The sequence below is a fragment of the Kitasatospora sp. CB02891 genome (assembly GCF_002803145.1).
GTDB classification, from domain to species: domain Bacteria; phylum Actinomycetota; class Actinomycetes; order Streptomycetales; family Streptomycetaceae; genus Kitasatospora; species Kitasatospora griseola.
Genome location: NZ_NNBO01000003.1, coordinates 12,911 through 32,303, shown reverse-complemented (window position 1 = coordinate 32,303; position 19,393 = coordinate 12,911). Strand labels below are relative to the sequence as shown.

The window sequence follows — 19,393 nt, the reverse complement described above, 5'->3', positions numbered from 1 at the left end:
TCCAAGAAATGGCAAAGAGCCGCACCGTCCCTCGCGGGGCGGTGCGGCTCTTCGGTGACGCCTTGTCAGCCGATCAGGCTGCGCAGCACGTACTGCAGGATGCCGCCGTTGCGGTAGTAGTCCGCCTCACCGGGGGTGTCGATGCGCACCACCGCGTCGAACTCGACAGCTCCGGCCTTGACCTTGACGGTCTTCGGGGTGCGGCCCTCGTTCAGCTCGGTGACACCGGTGAACTCGAAGGTCTCCTCGCCGGTCAGGCCCAGCGAGTCGGCGTTCTGGCCGGCCGGGAACTGCAGCGGCAGGACGCCCATGCCGATCAGGTTGGAGCGGTGGATGCGCTCGTAGGACTCGGCGATGACGGCCTTGACGCCGAGCAGCGCGGTGCCCTTGGCCGCCCAGTCGCGGGACGAGCCGGAGCCGTACTCCTTGCCGGCCAGGACCACCAGCGGGATGCCCGCGGCCTGGTAGTTCTGCGAGGCGTCGTAGATGAACGACACCGGCGCGTCGGCCTGGGTGAAGTCGCGGGTGTAGCCGCCCTCGGTGCCCGGCGCGATCTGGTTGCGCAGGCGGATGTTGGCGAAGGTGCCGCGGATCATGACCTCGTGGTTGCCACGGCGCGAGCCGTAGGAGTTGAAGTCACGCTTCTCCACACCGTGCTCGGTGAGGTACTGCGCCGCCGGGGTGCCCGGCTTGATGTTGCCGGCCGGGGAGATGTGGTCGGTGGTGACCGAGTCGCCCAGCTTGGCCAGCACGCGGGCGCCGGCGATGTCCGTCACCGGGCTCGGGGTCTTGGCCATGCCCTCGAAGTACGGGGGCTTCCGGACGTAGGTCGACTCGGCGTCCCACTCGAAGGTGTTGCCGGTCGGGACCGGGAGCGACTGCCAGCGGTGGTCGCCGGCGAAGACGTCCTGGTAGCCCTTGTCGAACATGGCCTCGTCGATGGAGCCGGCGACGGTGTCGGCGACCTCCTGCTCGGACGGCCAGATGTCGGCGAGGAACACGTCGTTGCCGTCGGCGTCCTGGCCCAGCGCGTCCTTGGTCAGGTCGATGTTCATGTTGCCGGCGAGGGCGTAGGCGACCACCAGCGGCGGGGACGCCAGGTAGTTCATCTTGACGTCCGGGTTGATCCGGCCCTCGAAGTTGCGGTTGCCGGAGAGCACCGAGACGACCGCGAGGTCGGACTCGTTCACCGCGGCGGAGACCTCCTCGGGCAGCGGGCCCGAGTTGCCGATGCAGGTGACGCAGCCGTAGCCGACCAGGTTGAAGCCCAGCTTCTCCATGTACGGGAGCAGGCCGGCCTTCTCGTAGTAGTCCATGACGACCTTGGAGCCGGGCGCCAGGGTGGTCTTGACCCACGGCTTGACCGTGAGGCCCTTCTCCACGGCCTTCTTCGCCAGCAGGGCGGCGCCCAGCATGACGGAGGGGTTGGAGGTGTTGGTGCAGGAGGTGATCGAGGCGATCACGACCGCGCCGTTGTCGATCGCGTAGGTCGAGCCGTCGGGGGCGGTGACCGCGGTCGGCTTCGAGGCCTCGGCGGAGTAGGTCGGCAGCGCCTCGGCGAACTTCTCGGCGGCCTCGGCCAGGATCACGCGGTCCTGCGGGCGCTTCGGGCCGGAGATCGACGGGACGACGGTGGAGACGTCCAGCTCCAGGTACTCGGAGTAGACCGGCTCGACCGACGGGTCGTGCCAGAGGCCCTGCTCCTTGGCGTACGCCTCGACCAGGGCGAGCTGCTGCGCGTCGCGGCCGGTGAGCTTCAGGTAGTTGATGGTCTCGGCGTCGATCGGGAAGATCGCACAGGTCGAGCCGAACTCCGGCGACATGTTGCCGATGGTGGCGCGGTTCGCCAGCGGGATCGAGGTGACGCCCTCGCCGTAGAACTCGACGAACTTGCCGACCACACCGTGCTTGCGCAGCATCTCGGTGATGGTGAGCACCAGGTCGGTAGCGGTGGTGCCGGCCGGCAGCTGGCCGTTGAGCTTGAAGCCGACCACGCGCGGGATCAGCATCGAGACCGGCTGGCCGAGCATCGCGGCCTCGGCCTCGATGCCGCCGACGCCCCAGCCCAGCACGCCCAGGCCGTTGACCATGGTGGTGTGCGAGTCGGTGCCGACGCAGGTGTCCGGGTACGCCTGGCCGTTGCGGACCATGACGGTGCGGGCCAGGTGCTCGATGTTCACCTGGTGGACGATGCCGGTGCCCGGCGGGACGACCTTGAACTCGTCGAACGCGGTCTGGCCCCAGCGCAGGAACTGGTAGCGCTCCTTGTTGCGGCCGTACTCGATCTCGACGTTCTGGACGAAGGCGTCCGGGGTGCCGAACTTGTCGGCGATGACGGAGTGGTCGATGACCAGCTCGGCCGGCGCCAGCGGGTTGATCTTGGACGGGTCGCCGCCCAGCTCCTTCACGGCCTCGCGCATGGTGGCCAGGTCGACCACGCAGGGCACGCCGGTGAAGTCCTGCATGATCACGCGGGCCGGGGTGAACTGGATCTCCTCGGACGGCTCGGCCGTCGGGTCCCAGCCGCCCAGCGCGCGGATGTGGTCGGCGGTGATGTTGGCGCCGTCCTCGGTGCGGAGCAGGTTCTCCAGCAGGACCTTGAGGCTGTACGGCAGCCGCTCGGAACCCTCGACGGCGGAGAGCTTGAAGATCTCGTACGACTCGTCGCCCACCTGCAGCGAGCTGCGGGCGTCGAAGCTGTTCGCGGACACGACTGACTCCTTCTTGGTCCACCCGGTGATAAGGTAAGGCTTGGCTAACCTGACGGCCGCCGGCCCACCGAGCCGATGATGGAAGGCCCGCCGGACGCGGGGCCTGCGCCTCTCGGCAAGTATCTTGACGTCAAGATAAAGTCTAACGCCGAATGTATCTCGATGTCGAGATAAACCATAGTGCATGGCTCCGTCCAAACTTCACCCGCACATCCTGTACCGCAACCGCAGCCCCGGCGCATCTGTCCTCATGTACCGAGCGGCTCCGCGTCCAGCCCGCAGCGTCGCCGGAACCCGGCACGTGACGAGGGGTGCGGATGGCGGTGGGGCGGCGAAGGGCCGAGGAGCGGCGCGAGTTCGAGGAGTTCGCGCACGCCCGCGGCACCGCCCTGTTCCGCACCGCCCTGCTGCTGTGCGGCGACTGGCACCTCGCCGAGGACCTCACCCAGACCGCGCTCGCCCGCATCTACGCCTCCTGGGGCCGGGTCAGGCAGGCCGACAACCCCGTCGCCTACGCCCGCACCGTGCTGCTGCGCTGCTACCTCTCGCACCGGCGGCTGCGCCGCAGCAGCGAACTGCCCGGCCTCGACCTGCTCCCCGAACAGGCCGCCCCCGACACCGACCCCGCACTGCGCGTCGCCCTGCTCGCCGCCCTCGCCGAACTGCCGCCCAAGGACCGGGCCGTCCTGGTGCTGCGCTACTGGGAGGACCGCAGCGTCGAGGAGACCGCCGCGGAACTCCAGCTCGCCCCCGGCACCGTCCGGGTCCGCGCGCTGCGCGCCCTCACCCGGCTGCGCCGCCAGCTCGCCCCGCAGCTGCACACCCTCGTCCCGTGACCGGACCTCCGCCCCGCCCCCGCCACCCGGGCCCCGCCGCCCCTGCGGAGAACCCTCCGGCCGACCGGCCGTCCGACCGGCCGTCCGCCGAACCGACCGATGCGCCGTCAGAAAGCGAGAACGCCCCGATGCCCGAGCAGGAGCTGAGCGACGTCTTCGAACGGGCGGTCGGCGACGCCGTGCCCGACCTCGGCCTGCTCGTCGCCGGAGCCACCGCCGAAGGCCGGGCCATCCGGCTGCGACGGCGGGCCGCGCTCGCCGGGACGGTCCTCGCGGTCGCCGGCCTGGCCCTCGGCGGCGGACTGCTGCTGCGCCCCGCCCCGCCCGCCCTCACCGTCTCCCCCGGCGCCGGCGGATCGATGCCGCCCGTTCCCACGCCGCAGTCGACCCTGCCGTCCGGCCTGGTGCCGGTGAACGGCTTCAACGCCCGGGCCCTGCTGGGCAAGCTGCTCGGCCCGATGCTGGTCGTCGACACCTGGGACGGCCGCCGCTCCACCTCCGACGCCGAGGTGCAGACCGTCTTCCTGGCCGGCCTGCGCAGCCTCGGCGACGACCACACCGGCGCCCTCAGGATCCAGCTGACGGCCCCGACCGGCCGCCACTCGCCGTGGCCGTCCGGCAGCCTCGACTGTGCCACCCGCCCCGTCGGCGAGAAGTGCGCGACCCTCACCGGCGCCGGCGGCACCGGGATCGCCGTCACCAGGTACGACGAGGCCGGGCAGCTCAGCTACGTGGCGGAGCTGCGACGGGTCGACGGACTGGTGGTCACCCTGGTCGCCACCGGCGCCGACGGGAACGCGCCGCTGGTGACCTGGCAGGACGTCACGCGCTGGACGACCGACCTGGACTGGTCGGCCCTCGTCGCCCGGGAGGACCCCGCGGACCTCGGCGCGCAGCCGACGCCCGACCTCATCAGGAGCCCGACGGGCCGACCGAGTTCGGTGGTGCAGGAACCGGCCACGGGCACCCGCTCCGACGCGCCGACGAGCGGGACCGCGCAGTAGGGGCAGCCGTGCGGGACCGGATCGGCGGGCCGGATCCGTCGTCGGGCACCCCGGTGCCGGACCGCGGCGCGCGCGGGCTACCGTGAGCGGGTGATCGTGGTGGACGCTTCCGCGGTGGTGCTCTCGCTCGCCGACCAGGGCCCGCGAGGGGCCGCAGCCCGGGCCGCACTGGCCGCCGACCCCGACTGGGTCGCGCCCGAACACGTGCTGATCGAGGTGATGCAGTCGCTGCGCGGGCTCTACCTCGCCAAGGAGGTGACCGCCGAGCAGGCGGCCCGGATCGCCCAGCGGCTGCCGGAGCTGACGATCCGGAAGATGGAGATCGCGCCGCTGCTCGGCCGGATCTGGGAGCTCAAGGACAACCTGACCCCGGACGACGCCGCCTACGTCGCGGTCGCCGAACACTGCGGCGCCCCGCTGATCACCGCCGACCTGCGGCTGATGCGCGCCAGCGGGCCGCGCTGCGAGATCCGCGGCATCACCGCCGCCGGCTGAGCCGGGGCGGACGGGCGAGCGGGCGGACGGACGGCCTCCGGCCAGCCCGGTCCGGCGAGGAGCTGTCGGGCGGTGCCCGACCGGGCGTTCTCGTACGGGTGACTGCGGGCAGTGCTGCGGCACGGCGACGTGCGTGACGGGGCGGGCGGCGGCCACGGTGGGCGGTGTTCCCTGACGGTCCGTCGGAAGGTCCGCGATGCCTCTGTCCTCCGCCGCCGGTGCACTGCTGGCGCCGCTCACCCTGCTGCCGATCGGGCCACCCGAAATCGCCGGCCCCGGCGGGACGCCCGCCGCGGTCGTCCCCGACCAGGTGGTGGACGCCCAGTTCGACCGGGCGAACGGCATCGTCCCCGCCAAGGCGATCACTCACGCGCCCGACCTGGTGCCGTACGGCGCGCAGGTGCGGGTCACCGTCCACCGGGAGGCGGGCCGGACGACCGTCGCGGTGGAACTCGCCGAGGTGGCCGGCTCGCACGAGTTCCCGGCGCATGTGCACACGGGCCACTGCGCCACCGACCCCGCGGCGTCCGGACCGCACTACCAGCACACGACGGGCTCGGACGCCGCGGACAACGAAGTCCGGATGACGGTGCGCACCGATCCCGGCGGGGGCGGCGACGCCTCGGCGACCGTCCCCTGGACGTTCCGGCCCGACGAGGCGCACTCGCTGGTGCTGCACGCCGGCCCCGCCGCCGGAGCCCACGCCCCCGCCGACCGGGTGGGCTGCGTGGACGTCGACTTCTGAACCCGCGCCCGGGAACGCGCGCCTGGGGGCCAGGGTCTGGGGGGCCAGGGCCTCGGAGCGGGCGGCGGGACCGGCCTCGGGAGCGGGCGCCTCGCGGGCACCTCGGAGCCGAGAGGTCGGGAGCCGGGGGGTCGGGGGCGTCAGGAGCCGAGGGTCGCCACCATCACGGCCTTGATGGTGTGCAGGCGGTTCTCGGCCTGGTCGAAGACCACGGAGTGCGGCGACTCGAAGAGCTCGTCGGTGCACTCCAGTTCGGCCATGCCGGTGAGTTCGAACATCTGCCGGCCGATCTCGGTGCCGAGGTCGTGGTACGCGGGCAGGCAGTGCATGAACTTGACCCCCGGGTTTCCGGTGGCGCGCACCGTGTCCATCGAGACCTGGTAGGGCTTCAGCAGGGCGATCCGCTCGGCCCAGACCTCCTTGGGCTCGCCCATCGACACCCAGACGTCGGTGTACAGGAAGTCCGCGCCGGCCACGCCCGCCGCCACGTCCTCGGTCAGCGTGATCATGGCGCCGCTGGCCTCGGCCAGCGTGTGGGCGGCCTTCTGGACCTCCTCCGACGGCCACAGCTGCGCCGGGGTGACGATCCGGATGTCCATGCCCAGCAGCGCGCCGGTGACCAGCAGCGAGTTGCCCATGTTGGAGCGGGCGTCGCCGAGGTAGACCAGGGTGGTCTCGCTCAACGGCTTGGTGGAGTGCTCCTGGATGGTGAGCACGTCGGCCAGCATCTGGGTGGGGTGCCACTCGTCGGTCAGGCCGTTCCAGACCGGGACGCCCGCGTGGGCGGCCAGCTCCTCGACGATCTCCTGGCCGTCGCCCCGGTACTCGATGCCGTCGAACATCCGGCCCAGCACCCGGGCGGTGTCCTTGATCGACTCCTTGTGGCCCATCTGCGACCCCGCCGGGTCCAGGTAGGTGGTGGACGCGCCCTGGTCGTGGGCCGCCACCTCGAACGCGCAGCGGGTGCGGGTGGAGGTCTTGGCGAAGATCAGCGCGATGTTCTTGCCCCGCAGCCGCGGCTGCTCGGTACCGGCGTACTTGGCGGCCTTGAGCTGCGCGGAGAGGTCGACCAGGTGACGGAACTCCTGGGGAGTGAAGTCGATCTCCTTGAGGAAGTGCCTGTTCCGGAGGTTGAACGCCATACCCGTCTCCTGGGTCAGTCAATGGGCCGAAGTAGGAAGTGTATACGAGTCATCGAATAATCATGCACATCGAGGTTGCCAGGCCCGCCGAAGACGGCGGGGCGGCGAGGACGAAGAGGTGGGCGAGGACGGCGGGACAGCGAGGACGGCAGCGGGACGGCGGACCCGGGCGGGCGACCGGGCCCCGGGCGGACGGCGAACCGTCCGCCCGGGCGCGGTCGGGAGCGGGACTCCCCGTGTCAGAGACGGGGGTCGACCGGCTCGGACTCCAGGGCCAGCACCGCGAACACCGCCTCGTGCACCCGCCAGAGCGGCTCGCCGGCCGCCAGCCGGTCCAGCGCCTCCAGACCGAGCGCGTACTCGCGCAGGGCGAGCGAGCGCTTGTGGGCCAGCGAGCGCTGCCGCAGTCGGTCCAGCTGCCGGGTGTAGTCCGGGCCGTAGATGATCCGCAGGTACTCACGGCCGCGAACCTTCAGCCCGGGCTGGACCGGCCGCCCGTTGCTCTCGCGGTGCAGCGCCTCGACCGGCTTGACCACCATGCCCTCGCCGCCCGCACCGGTCAGCTCCTCCCACCAGGCGACGGCGGCGGCCACCGAGGACTCGTCCTCGGTATCGACCAGCATCCGCCCGGTGCGGTGCAGCACCGGAGTGGTGCCGTCGGCCTCCGCCGCGAGCCGGTGGTCGGCGTCCACCAGGCGGTCGATCAGGTCGAGGTGCTCGGTGTGCGGGCGCAGCGCCAGGTTGGCGCCCTCGGCGGCGAGCAGCTGGAACGGGGCCAGCCGGATGCCGTCGAGGCCCTCGGTCGGCCAGCAGTAGCGCCGGTACGCCTCGGTGAAGGCCAGCGCGTCGGCGGCGCGCTGGTGCTGGCGGTCCGTCAGCTCCGCCACGTCCAAGCCGCGGGCGGCGGCCCGGGCGAGGGCGTCGAGCGCGACGGGCAGCGCGGCGCCGGCGGCCGCGCCGACCGCGGCGTACTGGCGGCGCAGCAGTTCGACGGCCTTCAGCGACCACGGCATCAGCTCGGCGTCCAGCAGCAGCCAGTCAGTGTCGAGTTCGTCGAACAGGCCGGACTGCTCGGCGGCGGCCCGCAGCCGGTCGAGTATCGCGTCGGTGAGCTGCCCGTCGGACAGGAAGGCGCGGCCGGTCCTGGTCCAGATCGCGCCCCGGCCGGACAGGTCGAAGCGCTTGTCCAGCGCGGTGTCGTCGCGGGCGACCAGGACGACGGCGCGGGAGCCCATGTGCTTCTCCTCGCAGATCACCTGCCGCACCCCGTCGTGCCGGTAGGCGAAGAACGCCTCCTCGGGGTGCTCCAGGAAGCCTTCGCGACGGGAGGTCGGCGAGGGCGCCATGGTCGGCGGCAGGTAGGCGAGCAGCCGCGGGTCGAGCGCGAAGCGGCTCATCACCTCCAGCGCGGCGGCGGCGTTCTCCTCCCGGACGGAGACGTTGCCGAGGGTGGCGGTCTCCACCACGCGGCGGCCGGCCACGTCGGCGAGGTCCAGCGGACGGCCCTCCCGGCCGCCGGGCGCGTCCGCGCGCAGCGGGCGGATCGGCTCGTACCACTCCTGTTCGGCGGGCACGCCGACGATCTCCCGCTCCGGGTAGCGCAGCGCGGTGAGGCTGCCGCCGAAGACGCAGCCGGTGTCCAGGCAGATGGTGTTGTTGAGGAAGCTCGCCACCGGCACCGGGGTGTGGCCGTAGACCACCAGGGCGCGGCCGCGGTACTCCTCGGCCCACGGGTAGCGGACCGGCAGGCCGTACTCGTCGGTCTCGCCGGTGGTCTCGCCGTACAGCGCGTGCGAGCGGACCCGGCCGGAGGCCCGGCCGTGGAGCTTCTCCGGCAGGCCGGCGTGGCAGACCACCAGCTCGCCGCCGTCCAGCAGGTAGTGGCTGACCAGGCCGCGCATGAACGCCCGCACCTGGGCGCGGAACTCCTCGCTCTCGCCGGACAGCTGATCGATCGTCTCCTGCAGGCCGTGCGAGACGGTGACCTTGCGGCCGTCCATCCAGCGGCCGAGCTTGTTCTCGTGGTTGCCGGGCACGCAGAGCGCGTGGCCGGCCGCGACCATGCCCATCACCAGGCGCAGCACGCCCGGGCTGTCCGGGCCGCGGTCGACCAGGTCGCCGACGAACACGGCGGTCCGGCCGTCCGGGTGGGCGGCGTCGACCGGGCGGCCCGCTTCGTCCCGGGTGATCGCGTAGCCGAGCCGGCCGAGCAGGGTCTCCAGCTCGGAGCGGCAGCCGTGGATGTCACCGATGATGTCGAACGGGCCGGTCAGGTGCCGCAGGTCGTTGTACCGCTTCTCCGGGACGATCTCGGCGTGCTCGATCTCCTCGACCCCGCGCAGCACGTGCACCTTGCGGAAGCCCTCGCGTTCCAGGCCGCGCAACGAACGCCGCAGGTCGCGCTGGTGGCGGGGGATCACGTGGGCCGGCAGCTGCCGGTCCGGCCGGGCCCGGTTGCGTTCGGCGCACACCTCGGCGGGCACGTCCAGCACGATCGCGATCGGCAGCACGTGGTGCTCCCGGGCCAGCGCGATCAGCGCACGCCTTGCGTGCTGCTGCACGTTGGTGGCGTCGACCACGGTGAGCCGGCCGGCCGCGAGCCGCTTGCCGACGATGTAGTGCAGCACGTCGAAGGCGTCGGCCGAAGCGGACTGGTCGTTCTCGTCGTCGGAGACCAGCCCCCGGCAGGAGTCCGACGAGATCACCTGGGTGGGCAGGAAGTGCTTCCTGGCGAAGCTCGACTTTCCGGCGCCGGTGCTGCCGATCAGCACCACCAGCGAGACGTCGGTGACGGGGAGGCGCCGGCCGGTGGGGGTGCCGGCCTCCAGGGTTTCGGTGGTCATCGGTGAGCGCTCCCTTCCGGGGCGAGGTCGTTCGACGGGGCGTCGGTGCGGTCGGTGACGGTGTTTTCGGTAGTCGTGGTGTCGGTGGTGGTGGTGTCGGTGGTGGCGGTCGTTGTTCCTGCGGTTTCGACGGTGGTCGGAGCGGGCTCGGTGAGGCGGAAGTGTGCGAGCTGGGTGGGCGCGCCGACCTCCGGGTCGACCGGGCCGACCGGCTCGAACGCGACCGTGTAGCCGAAGCTGTCGGCCACCTGCTCCGCCCAGGCGGTGAACTCGGCGCGGTTCCACTCGAACCGGTGGTCGCCGTGCCGCAGGTGTCCGGCGGGCAGGGTCTCCCAGCGCACGTTGTACTCCGCGTTCGGGGTGGTGACCACGACCGCGGCCGGCCGGGCCGCACCGAACACGGCGTACTCCAGCGCGGGCAGCCGGGGCAGGTCGAGGTGTTCGATCACCTCGCACAGCACCGCCGCGTCGTAGCCCTTCAGCCGGGCATCGGTGTACGTCAGCGCGCCCTGGACCAGCCGAACCCGGCTCGCCAGGCGCTCCGGCATCCGGTCCAGCCGCAGTCGGCGGGCGGCGATCGTCAGCGCCCGGGAGGACACGTCCACACCGAGCACTTCGGTCACCCGCGGCTCCTTGAGCAGCGCGCCCACCAACTCGCCCTGGCCGCAGCCCAGGTCGAGCACCCGGGCGGCACCGGTGCGGGCCAGCGCGGCCAGGATCGCGGTGCGCCGCTGAGCCGCCAACGACTCGCCGCGCTCGGCGCCCTCGCCGTCGGCCTCGGCACCGGTGACGGCGCCGGTGACGGTGGAACGGCCCGGCTCCGGCTCCGATATCGACTCCGGCCCTGTGGTCGGCGACCCCTGCACCGGACGTACCGGAGTTGCAGCGGCGTCGGCCGGAAGAACGGCACCCGAGTCGGTGGACGGGTCGGTGGTCAGGTCGATGGTCAGGTCGGTGGCGGTCACCTCCTCCGGGGTGTCGGGGACGGCGTTGTCGATTTCCTCGGCCTCGCGGTCGTCGGCCTCGGCCAGGCGGGCCAGGGCGAGGCGTTCCATCGCGAGCCGGGTCAGCGACCAGCGGCGGGACAGGTAGCGGCGGGTGATCAGGGCGCGTTCGGGGTGGTCGGCGAGCCAGCCCTGGCCGGCCGCCAGCAGCTTGTCGACCTCGTCGGGCGCGACCCAGTAGTGCTTGGCTCCGTCCAGCACCGGCAGCAGCACGTACAGGTGCTGCAGGGCGTCGGCGAGCCGCAGGGTGCCGGTGAGTTCGAGTCGCACGTACCGGGAGTCGCCCCACTCGGGGAAGGACTCGTCCAGCGGGACGGGCGTCGCCCCGACCTGCCAGCCCAGCGGCGCGAACAGTCGGTCCACCAGCTCCGGTCCGCCGCCCGCCACCGGGACGGAGGGCAGCACGATCCGCAGCGGCATGGCACGGCCGGGCAGTTCGGGGCGGTGCGGGCACTCGCCCTTCATCGCGGACCGGAACACCGTGCGCAGCGCCACCGCGAGCAGCGAGGACGCGGCGTACGGCCGGTCGTTGACGTACTCGGCGAGGGCCAGGTCGGGCGAGCCGGAGCGGCCCTTGCCGCGGCCGTGGCGCAGCAGCGCCGCGGGGTCGATCTCCAGCAGCAGCGCGGCGGTGCACGTTTGCTCCCCGGACTCGGGGTAGAAGACGTGCGCGGTGCCGTGCGCGGTGGTGAACCGCTGCACCTTGTCAGGGTGCTTGTGCAGGAGGAAGCCCAGGTCGGAGGCAGGATTCTCGGCAGTGCCGGTGGTGGAGATGGATACGAACACCCGGCCGAGTATGGCTGTTGAGCCGGATTCCGGGCATCAGGTTTTGTCCGTCCGGTGAGCGTGTTGGTCAGGCCTTGCCTTGATTGGTTAACGTGCGGGATGTGACTGCTGAGACCTCCACTTCCGCAAGCGGCGCGGTGGCCGCCGGCCTGGCGACCATCGCCGCCGACGGCACCGTCCTCGACACCTGGTTCCCCGCGCCCGAGCTGGCCGCCGCCCCCGGCCCGTCGGGCACCGTCCGGCTGAGCGCCGAGGAGGCCGAGCAGGCGCTCGGCCCCGGCGCCGCCGAGGCGCTGCGCGCCGACGCACGGCGCGGCGTCGAGGTGGTGGCGGTGCGCACCGTGATCTCCTCGCTGGACGAGAAGCCGCTGGACGCGCACGACGTCTACCTGCGCCTGCACCTGCTCTCCTCCCGGCTGGTGAAGCCGCACGGCCAGAACCTGGACGGCGTCTTCGGCCTGCTGGCGAACGTCGCCTGGACGTCGATCGGCCCGGTGCCGGTGGGCAACGTGGAGCAGGCTCGGCTGGCGGTGCGCGCCCAGGGCGGGCAGCTCGCCGTGTACGGCATCGACAAGTTCCCGCGGATGACCGACTACGTGGCGCCGAGCGGGGTGCGCATCGCGCACGCCGACCGGGTCCGTCTCGGCGCGCACCTGGCCGAGGGCACCACCGTGATGCACGAGGGCTTCGTCAACTTCAACGCCGGCACCCTCGGCACCTCGATGGTGGAGGGCCGGATCAGCGCGGGCGTGGTGGTCGGCGACCACAGCGACATCGGTGGCGGCGCCTCGATCATGGGCACCCTGTCCGGCGGTGGCAAGCAGGTCGTCTCGGTGGGCGAGCGCTGCCTGCTGGGCGCCAACGCGGGCATCGGCATCTCGCTGGGCAACGACTGCGTGGTGGAGGCGGGCCTGTACGTCACCGCCGGCACCCGGGTCACCGCCCCGGACGGCACGGTGGCGAAGGCCGTGGAGCTGTCCGGCCAGGACAACCTGCTGTTCCGCCGCAACTCGCAGTCCGGCGCGGTCGAGGTGATCGCCCGCAGCGGTTCGTGGGGCGGTCTGAACGCGGATCTGCACTCGCACAACTGACCTCCTTCCAGGTCATCACGTTTCAGCAGCCGCGGCCGCGGCTGCCCGGCAGCCGTCCGACGGCTGCCCGCGGAGTTCTCCCCGCCCCCGCTCGGCGCCGTAGCCGAGCGGGGGCGGGGCTCGCAAACTCGGCTCACCCCTGGGGCTGACCGGGCCGCGGGGTTGGACCGCTACGGGTGGTCCGGGGTGACCGCGCGCGGCGGGGGCTCGTTGGACCGGCGGCGTCGACCCCCGGCGCTTCACCCCGCACCACCGAGCTGAAGGGGCCCTCTCATGTCCGAGCCCTGGACCGAGCCGCCCACCCCGGGCACCCCCACGGACGGCGCGCCCGTCACCACCAAGTCGCTGCTGGAGCAGATGCAGGAGCTGCTCGCCTCGATCAACACCGACCTGGCCGGACTCGACTCCGACCTGCGGGACACCGCACCCGCGAGCGAGCCGGACGACTCGGCCCGCGCCTGAGCGCGCGCCGCCGGAACCGGCGGGCCCAGCGGGACCACGAGCCTCGGCTCCTCCCGCCGGGCCCCGCCCGGCGCCGCACTCCCCTCCTCCGGCTCCGGGAGCGCCGCCGCTGCCATCAGTGCCACCGCGTCCGCCGGATCTTCCGCGTCCTGCGCGGCTTCCCCGTCCTCCGGTGACACCCCGTCGGGCACCGCCGTCCGCCGCTGCTCGCGCAGCAGCTCGGCGACCAGGTCACGGCATTCGGAGTTCGCGTCGAGCCCGTCGATGCAGGCCCAGTACAGGCTCTCGGTCTCCGCTCCGCAGGCCAGCACCACCAGGTTCTCGCTGGCCTCCGCCAGCAGCCCGGCGAGCTCCGTCAGCACCGGTTCCAGCTCGCCGAGTTCGGTGAGCCGCTCCACGAGCGGTGGCCCGGACCAGTCGCCCGGCCCGCCGCCGGGCCCGTAGCGGCTGCGATCGGGCGGCGGTCGCAGGCAGCTCGCGGCGTGCGAACCGGCCTCCGAGAGCAGTTGCCCGAGGGTGGCGAACTCCTCGCCGTCGTGGTCGCCGATCCGGGCCCCGACCGCCTCGGTGAGCAGCCCGGACTGCCAGGCCTGGTGCAGGATGTCTCCGGTCGCCCGGGACTCGACCAGGGCGTGCCGGACGGTCTTGATCAGTCGCAGTGCCTCCACGGTGCAGCGCTCCCCTCGTTCGCCGCCGCCGTCGGTCGGCGGTCGGTCAGGGGCTCAGCGTGCCGCCGTCGGCCGGGCACTCCCAGCGCATTCGCCGCACCTGTGGACAACCCGGCCCTGTGGAAAACTCCGGTCCCCCGTAGGAGGGAAAACCGGATGATTTCTCCGCCCGCCGGGAACCGCCCCGAACCGGAGGCGCCTCAGCCGGAGCCGTCCGGAACGGGCACCACCTCAACCGACAGCCGCCCCACCCGGGAACCGCGTCAGGCCGCCGGGAACCGGCTCTCGTTGCGCTCGATCTTCTCCGCGAGCGCCCGCAGCGGGTCCACCTCCAGCACCGTGCACAGCTGCAGCAGGTAGGCCAGCACGTCGGCGACCTCGTCCCGGACGCGGTGCGCCGTGTCCGGGTCCGTCATCACCGCGGCGGCCTGTTCGGGCGTCAACCACTGGAAGATCTCCAGCAGTTCACCGGCCTCGACGCTCAGCGCCGAGGCCAGGTTCTTCGGGGTGTGGAACGGTTGCCAGTTCCTGGCGGCCGCGAACTCGGCCAGTCGCCGCTGGAGTTCGGGCACCGTGAGATCGTCGTTCATTCCCCCAGGTCTACCACTGCGGAGCCGTCGCGGGCCGCGCCCTGGACGGGCACCCGGGCGGCGGGTTCGGCGCGCCGCAGCAGGCTGTGGCCGGTGGCCGGATCGCGGCGGCACTCGACCAGTTCGACGCCGTCCAGGCCGAGCGCCGGCCCGGGTTCCTGAAGGGTGGCGAGCAGCCGGATATCGCCCTTGCCGGTGACTTCGCGGGCCAGCCGCAGCAGCGCAGCGACCTGCTCGGCCGCCAGGCCGGCCCCGAGGTCCTCGGCGAGAAGCACCAACTGCCGGTGCGCGTCGGGGACTTCGGCGGCCGGGTCGACGTCGATGACGTCGGCGCCGGTGAGCAGGACGGCAGCGAAGGCGAGCAGCCGCAGCATGCCGTCGGAGGCCTGGTCGGCGCCGGTCCTACCGAGCACGCCCTCGTCGAAGACGGCGATCAGTCGCTGCTGCGCGCCGTCGCCGCGCCGGGCGACGTCCAGGCCGAGCAGCGGGTGCGGGGCGGCGGCCTGGACGGTGCGCAGCAGCCGGGCCCACCGGCGCTGGCATTCGTGTTCGAGGCGGCCGAGGACGGCGGAGATGTTGGCTGCGGTGCCGAGCAGCCGGGCCTGTGGTTCGGGCCTGGCCCAGCCGCGCATCGCGGCGGGCACCGGGTGCAGGGCGAACACCTCGCGCAGTGCGGTGAGCAGTTGTTCGGAGGCGGCCAGGACCTTGCGTTCGCCGTTGGACGATCCGGCCACCCGCAGCGGCAGTTGGGCGGTGATCAGGCTGCTGCTGGACAGCGGTGCGCGGATGTCGCCCTGCCGGGAGTCGTTGTGCCAGGTGACGTTGACCCGGCCGCGGGCGAGGTCCTGCTCGCCGGTCTCCATCAGGGTCCGGCCGTCCAGGGTGAGCCACTCGCGGGCGATCCGGACGCGTTCGTCGGTGCGCACCACCACTTCGAGCCGGACCGGCCCGACGCCGGAGCGCACGGTGCAGCCCAGGATGATCGCGTTGCGCCCGTGCGGCACGCAGCCGACCAGCCCGCCGCGCACCGGGACGGCGAGCGGGCCGCCGATCCCGCCGATGCCGTCCAGCGAGGGCTTGATCTCCTCGCCGAGGGCGAGCCGGGACAGCACGGCGAGGGCGTCCAACGCGTTGGACTTGCCCGCCCCGGACGGGCCGTGCAGGACGGTCAGCGGCGACAGCGGCAGGGTGGCGCGCCGGTAGGACTTGAAGGACGTCAGCCGCAGTTCCTCGACGGTGGGGCGCTTCACCAGAGGGGTGGGCTCCGCGGGCGGGCGTCCGCCCGACGGGACGGAGGAGCGGTCGGGCGGGCCGACCGGAGGCGGGGCCAAGGGGGCTTCGCTGGTCACTCCGAGCACTCTAGGCCCGCAGTGAGCTGGAGAAACGTCTCTCCTGACGGCCTTTCACCCCTTCGAGTCCCAACCGTCCCCGGGCCGCCGGCGAAGTGTCACCCGTACGCGGTGATCCGCACCGAACCGGTGACCTCCACCGGCTGCGGCAGCGCGTCCAGCGCGGCGGCCAGCGCGGCCGGGTCGGTGTGCCAGGCGCTCGGGCCCATCCCGACCACCGCGGCGGCGTCCGTCCGCGACAGCCGCAGCGTGAACTCCACCTCGGTGCGCCCCACCGGCGCGAACCAGGGGCCGAGCTTCTCCTCGATCCGCCGGTCCTTGTCCTCGTCCACCGACAGCAGGCCCAGCGCGCCCACCAGTTCCCGCAGGTGGCGGGAGGTCGGCGCGGCCACCAGCAGCCGCCCGCCCGGACGCAGCACCCGGCGCATCTCCGGTCCGTTGCGCGGCGCGAACACGTTCAGCAGCACGTCCGCCGCACCGTCCCGCAGCGGCAGCGGGCGCCAGGCGTCGCACACCACGGCGCCGATCCTCGGGTGCGCCTTCGCGGCGCGCCGCAGCGCGTACTTCGACAGGTCGAGGGCCGCGCCGGCCGCGCCGGGCCGCGCCCGGAGCACCCGCGCCAGGTAGTGGCCGGTGCCCGCGCCCAGGTCGGCCACCAGACCGGTGTCCGCCGCGACCTCGGCGGCGGCCTCGGCCAGCGCCTGCTCCAGCGGACGGTAGTGGCCGGCCGTCAGGAACTCGCTGCGGGCGGCGACCATCTCCGCGGTGTCGGCGGTGCCCGCCTTCGCGTCACCGGCCAGCAGGCTGACGTAGCCCTGCCGGGCCTGGTCGAAGCTGTGGCCCTGCGGGCAGCGCAGGGTCCGACCGTCCAGGGTCAGTGGGCGGGCGCAGTGCGGGCAGACCAGATAGGGCTCGATGTCCTGCAGCAACTCGGTCGCATCCTCGCGGGATCGTCAGGGGCCGGGGGAACGTCGAGGGTATCCCGGCTGCGGACGCCTCGTCGCTCTCCCTGCCCCTGACCCCACCTGCGCCGACCTGCCGACGGTTCACTCCTCGCCGTGCCGACCTGCCGACGGCTCACTCCTCGCCGTCGTCGCCGACCTCTTCCTCCTCCGCCTCGTCGACCACCCACATCGCCAGCCGCTCCGCCACACCCGTGATGCCGAGCTTGCCCTCCCGGATCGCCCGGGCCAGGCTGCGCACCTCCCGCGCGGTGGTCGCCACCCGGCAGCCGCTGGCCACCAGGTACGCGTAGGCCACGGCGGTGGCGAACAGCTCGTTGTTGCGCTCCAGCGCGGGGACCCGGATCAGCTGGTGCATCAGCGCGGCCGCACGGTCCTGCGGCTCCGGGTAGACGGCGATGTCGAAGATCTCGGCCTGGTGCCTGGTGACCGCTGCGAGCAGCGATCCGTAGTCGGTGACCTGCGGGTCACCGGGCGTGTACTGCTCGGCGGTCATGAGCAGCCACGAGAGGTCGACCTCAAGTTTCAACGGCGCACGTCCTGGAGTTCGCTCGGCGACCCGAACTCGGCGAGGAACGCCGCCTCGTGCTCCTTCATGAACTGCGCCGCGGCATCCACGAAGTTGCGCCCCGCCTCGCCCATGTCCTGCTGGACCAGACGCTCGATGTACTGGTTCATGCTGATCCCCTGCTGTTCGGCCCGCTCGCGGGCCATCTCGGCGGTGGTCGCATCCACCCTGACGTTCAGCTGCTTCTTGGCCATGCTTCACGCTAGCGCCGTGGTGCTAGCACAACAAGGGCGCAAACCGGCCGCACCCCCCACTCCCCCACCCTGTCCGCCCGCGCCCCCGCGAAAACCGGCCACCGGTCGCCGCCCGCCCGGAAACGCCGAACGGGCGCGGGAGAGGCTCCCGCGCCCGTTGCGACAGTGGATCGGTTACTGCCGGCCGGCGATCGGCTCCAGGATGGCCACGCACTCGAAGTGGTGGGTCATCGGGAACAGGTCGAAGGCGCGCAGCGAGACCGGGCGGTAGCCGCCCTCGCGGAAGAAGGCCAGGTCGCGGGAGAGCGCGGCGGGGTCGCAGGCGACGTAGGCGATGCGGCGGGCGGAGAGCGAGCAGAGGTGGGCGACGGTGTCACGGCCGGCGCCGGCCCGGGGCGGGTCGAGGACGATCAGGTCGGTGGAGGTGATGCCGGTGCGGGGCAGCAGGGTCTCGACCTTGTCGCACTCGATGCGGACGTTCTCCAGTGCGGCGAGGTTGTGCCGGGCGTCCGCGACGGCCTGCTTGCCGGACTCGATGCCGAGCACCGCGCCGTCCTCGCCGACCCGCTCGGCGAGCGCGCCGGCGAACAGGCCGACGCCGCAGTACAGGTCGAGGGCGTTCTCGCCCCACTGCGGGTCGAGGCCGCTGAGGACGGCGTCGACCAGGGTGTCCGGGGCCTCGGGGTGGATCTGCCAGAAGCCGCCGTTGGAGACCCGCCAGGTGCGGCCGGCGGCGCGCTCGCGGACGAAGGTGCGGCCGTGCACGCGGTGGAACAGGTCCTGCTCGTCGATCCGGGCGATCGAGGTCTCCCGGTCGAGCTCGACCAGCGGCAGCTGCTCGCCGGGCCGCGGCCGCAGGATCACCTGCCGGTCGGAGGAGCCGGACGCCGCGATCGCGTCGACGGCTGCGACGCCGGTCCAGTCGCGGGACTCGATGCCGAGTTCGGTGACGCCGGGCGCGGCGATCAGGCAGCGGTCGATCGGCTGGATGTCGTGCGAGCGGTGCTTGCGCAGCCCGATGGCGCCGTCCTCGTCGACGGCGTACTGCACCCGGGTGCGCCAGGCCGGGACCTCGCCGGCCTGGAGCTTGCCGCCGACCGGCTCGACCGAGCCGTCCCAGTGGGCCTCCTCGGGGGTGAGGCCGGCCAGCTTGGCGAGCTGCTCGGTGAGCACCGAGCCCTTGAGCTTGCGCTGCCCGCCGGGGGTGACGTGCTGCCAGTCGCAGCCGCCGCACTTGCCGGGGCCGGAGAACGGGCAGGGGGCCTCGATCCGCTCCTTGGCGGCCTCCAGCACCTCCACCGCGTCCGCCCGCAGGAACCGCGAGGTGGTGGTGCCGTCGGTGACCTGCGCAATCACCCGCTCGCCGGGCAGCGCGTGCCGGACGAACAGCACTCGGCCCTCGTGCCGGGCCACGCAGTGCCCGCCGTGCGCGACCGGCCCGACCTCGACCTCGTAGCGCTCGCCGACCAGCGGGTCCCCGGAGGGCTGCCGCAGCACCGGCTTGGTCGGTCGCACCGCCTTGGGCGCCCGCACCGCGCTGGGCTTGCGCCCCTGCCGCTCGGCCTTCTTCGCCGCGGCGCCTTGGGCGCCCCTGCCGTCCCGAGCGCCCTGGGCGCCCTTCGCCGCGCCCTTGGCCGACTTCTCGACCGCCGGCTTCGCGACCGCCGGCCGCTCGGCGGCGGGGCGCTGCTCGCCGGGCACCGGCGGCAAGCTGCGGGCGGTGTTGCCCTCCCGGTCGGTGGCCTCGGGCCGGGACGGCCGGCTGCTCCAGCGCGGGTGCGCCACCTGCCCGGGCTTGGCGCCGGACGTGCGGCCGGGGCGGCCCTGGCGACCGGAGGAGCGGGGCGGGTTGTTGCGGGTCACGGGGCGCTTCCTTACGCGATACGAAAGACGGGGGACGGACGGTGGAGAACACGGCGGCCCGTGGCGGACCGGGAACGATC

General features: G+C 73.1%; 16 protein-coding genes. 5 read left to right on the top strand and 11 right to left on the bottom strand.

From position 1 onward, the window contains the following. Positions 1–65: 65 nt before the first annotated feature. A complete protein-coding gene (acnA, locus tag CG736_RS08965; RefSeq protein WP_100585668.1) occupies positions 66–2,711 on the bottom strand; it encodes an aconitate hydratase AcnA in 2,646 nt (881 codons plus the stop codon). A gap of 317 nt (positions 2,712–3,028) precedes the next feature. On the opposite strand from acnA, the gene CG736_RS08960 reads away from it, so the two are divergent. From CG736_RS08960 to CG736_RS08945, 4 genes are all read left to right on the top strand, one after another. Beyond that, positions 3,029–3,547: a SigE family RNA polymerase sigma factor gene (locus CG736_RS08960; protein WP_100585667.1), complete on the top strand. Its 519-nt coding sequence runs from the start codon at positions 3,029–3,031 to the stop codon at positions 3,545–3,547. A 128-nt stretch (positions 3,548–3,675) separates the two neighbouring features. After that, positions 3,676–4,551, top strand: coding sequence for a hypothetical protein (locus tag CG736_RS08955; protein ID WP_100585666.1), 876 nt, complete (start codon positions 3,676–3,678; stop codon positions 4,549–4,551). 90 nt (positions 4,552–4,641) lie between these two features. Then, on the top strand, positions 4,642–5,046 hold the full coding sequence (locus CG736_RS08950) for a type II toxin-antitoxin system VapC family toxin (RefSeq protein WP_043916367.1): 405 nt from the start codon (positions 4,642–4,644) through the stop codon (positions 5,044–5,046). 196 nt (positions 5,047–5,242) lie between these two features. Continuing rightward, on the top strand, positions 5,243–5,791 hold the full coding sequence (locus CG736_RS08945; protein ID WP_100585665.1) for a hypothetical protein: 549 nt from the start codon (positions 5,243–5,245) through the stop codon (positions 5,789–5,791). 140 nt (positions 5,792–5,931) lie between these two features. Here CG736_RS08945 and argF read toward each other — a convergent pair whose 3' ends face one another. The 3 genes from argF to CG736_RS08930 form a co-directional block, all read right to left on the bottom strand. Then, positions 5,932–6,933, bottom strand: coding sequence for an ornithine carbamoyltransferase (gene argF, locus CG736_RS08940; RefSeq protein WP_100585664.1), 1,002 nt, complete (start codon positions 6,931–6,933; stop codon positions 5,932–5,934). 239 nt (positions 6,934–7,172) lie between these two features. Further along, entirely contained in the window at positions 7,173–9,776 is a 2,604-nt protein-coding gene (locus CG736_RS08935; protein ID WP_100585663.1) for a polynucleotide kinase-phosphatase, read from the bottom strand. Then, complete coding sequence (locus CG736_RS08930) at positions 9,773–11,566, bottom strand: 3' terminal RNA ribose 2'-O-methyltransferase Hen1 (RefSeq protein ID WP_100585662.1); 1,794 nt, start codon at positions 11,564–11,566, stop codon at positions 9,773–9,775. The genes CG736_RS08935 and CG736_RS08930 overlap by 4 nt, the downstream gene beginning before the upstream one ends. A 101-nt stretch (positions 11,567–11,667) precedes the next feature. Between CG736_RS08930 and dapD the strand changes: the two genes are divergently transcribed. Next, on the top strand, positions 11,668–12,657 hold the full coding sequence (dapD, locus tag CG736_RS08925) for a 2,3,4,5-tetrahydropyridine-2,6-dicarboxylate N-succinyltransferase (protein WP_100585661.1): 990 nt from the start codon (positions 11,668–11,670) through the stop codon (positions 12,655–12,657). A gap of 239 nt (positions 12,658–12,896) precedes the next feature. On the opposite strand, the gene CG736_RS36045 is transcribed toward dapD, so the two are convergent. The 7 genes from CG736_RS36045 to CG736_RS08885 all read right to left on the bottom strand — a co-directional run bounded on the left by CG736_RS36045 (position 12,897) and on the right by CG736_RS08885 (position 18,944). Then, the gene (locus CG736_RS36045) at positions 12,897–13,787 is read right to left on the bottom strand and encodes a DUF6099 family protein (protein ID WP_157815488.1); all 891 of its coding nucleotides are present in this window, start codon (positions 13,785–13,787) and stop codon (positions 12,897–12,899) included. A 263-nt stretch (positions 13,788–14,050) separates the two neighbouring features. Then, complete coding sequence (locus tag CG736_RS08910; protein WP_043914016.1) at positions 14,051–14,377, bottom strand: nucleotide pyrophosphohydrolase; 327 nt, start codon at positions 14,375–14,377, stop codon at positions 14,051–14,053. After that, positions 14,374–15,726, bottom strand: a complete 1,353-nt coding sequence (locus CG736_RS08905) for an AAA family ATPase (RefSeq protein ID WP_157815487.1) — start codon at positions 15,724–15,726, stop codon at positions 14,374–14,376. Before CG736_RS08905 ends, CG736_RS08910 begins: the two co-directional genes overlap by 4 nt. Positions 15,727–15,824: 98 nt before the next feature. Next, the gene (locus tag CG736_RS08900; RefSeq protein WP_100585657.1) at positions 15,825–16,655 is read right to left on the bottom strand and encodes a putative RNA methyltransferase; all 831 of its coding nucleotides are present in this window, start codon (positions 16,653–16,655) and stop codon (positions 15,825–15,827) included. A 148-nt stretch (positions 16,656–16,803) separates the two neighbouring features. Beyond that, entirely contained in the window at positions 16,804–17,217 is a 414-nt protein-coding gene (locus tag CG736_RS08895; RefSeq protein ID WP_100585656.1) for a fic family toxin-antitoxin system, toxin component, read from the bottom strand. Further along, on the bottom strand, positions 17,214–17,450 hold the full coding sequence (locus CG736_RS08890; RefSeq protein WP_035862820.1) for a toxin-antitoxin system HicB family antitoxin: 237 nt from the start codon (positions 17,448–17,450) through the stop codon (positions 17,214–17,216). Before CG736_RS08890 ends, CG736_RS08895 begins: the two co-directional genes overlap by 4 nt. Positions 17,451–17,624: 174 nt before the next feature. Then, positions 17,625–18,944 carry a class I SAM-dependent RNA methyltransferase gene (locus CG736_RS08885; RefSeq protein ID WP_198520435.1) on the bottom strand — a complete coding sequence of 440 codons (1,320 nt, stop codon included), beginning with the start codon at positions 18,942–18,944 and terminating at the stop codon, positions 17,625–17,627. Between the last annotated feature and the right edge of the window lie 449 nt (positions 18,945–19,393).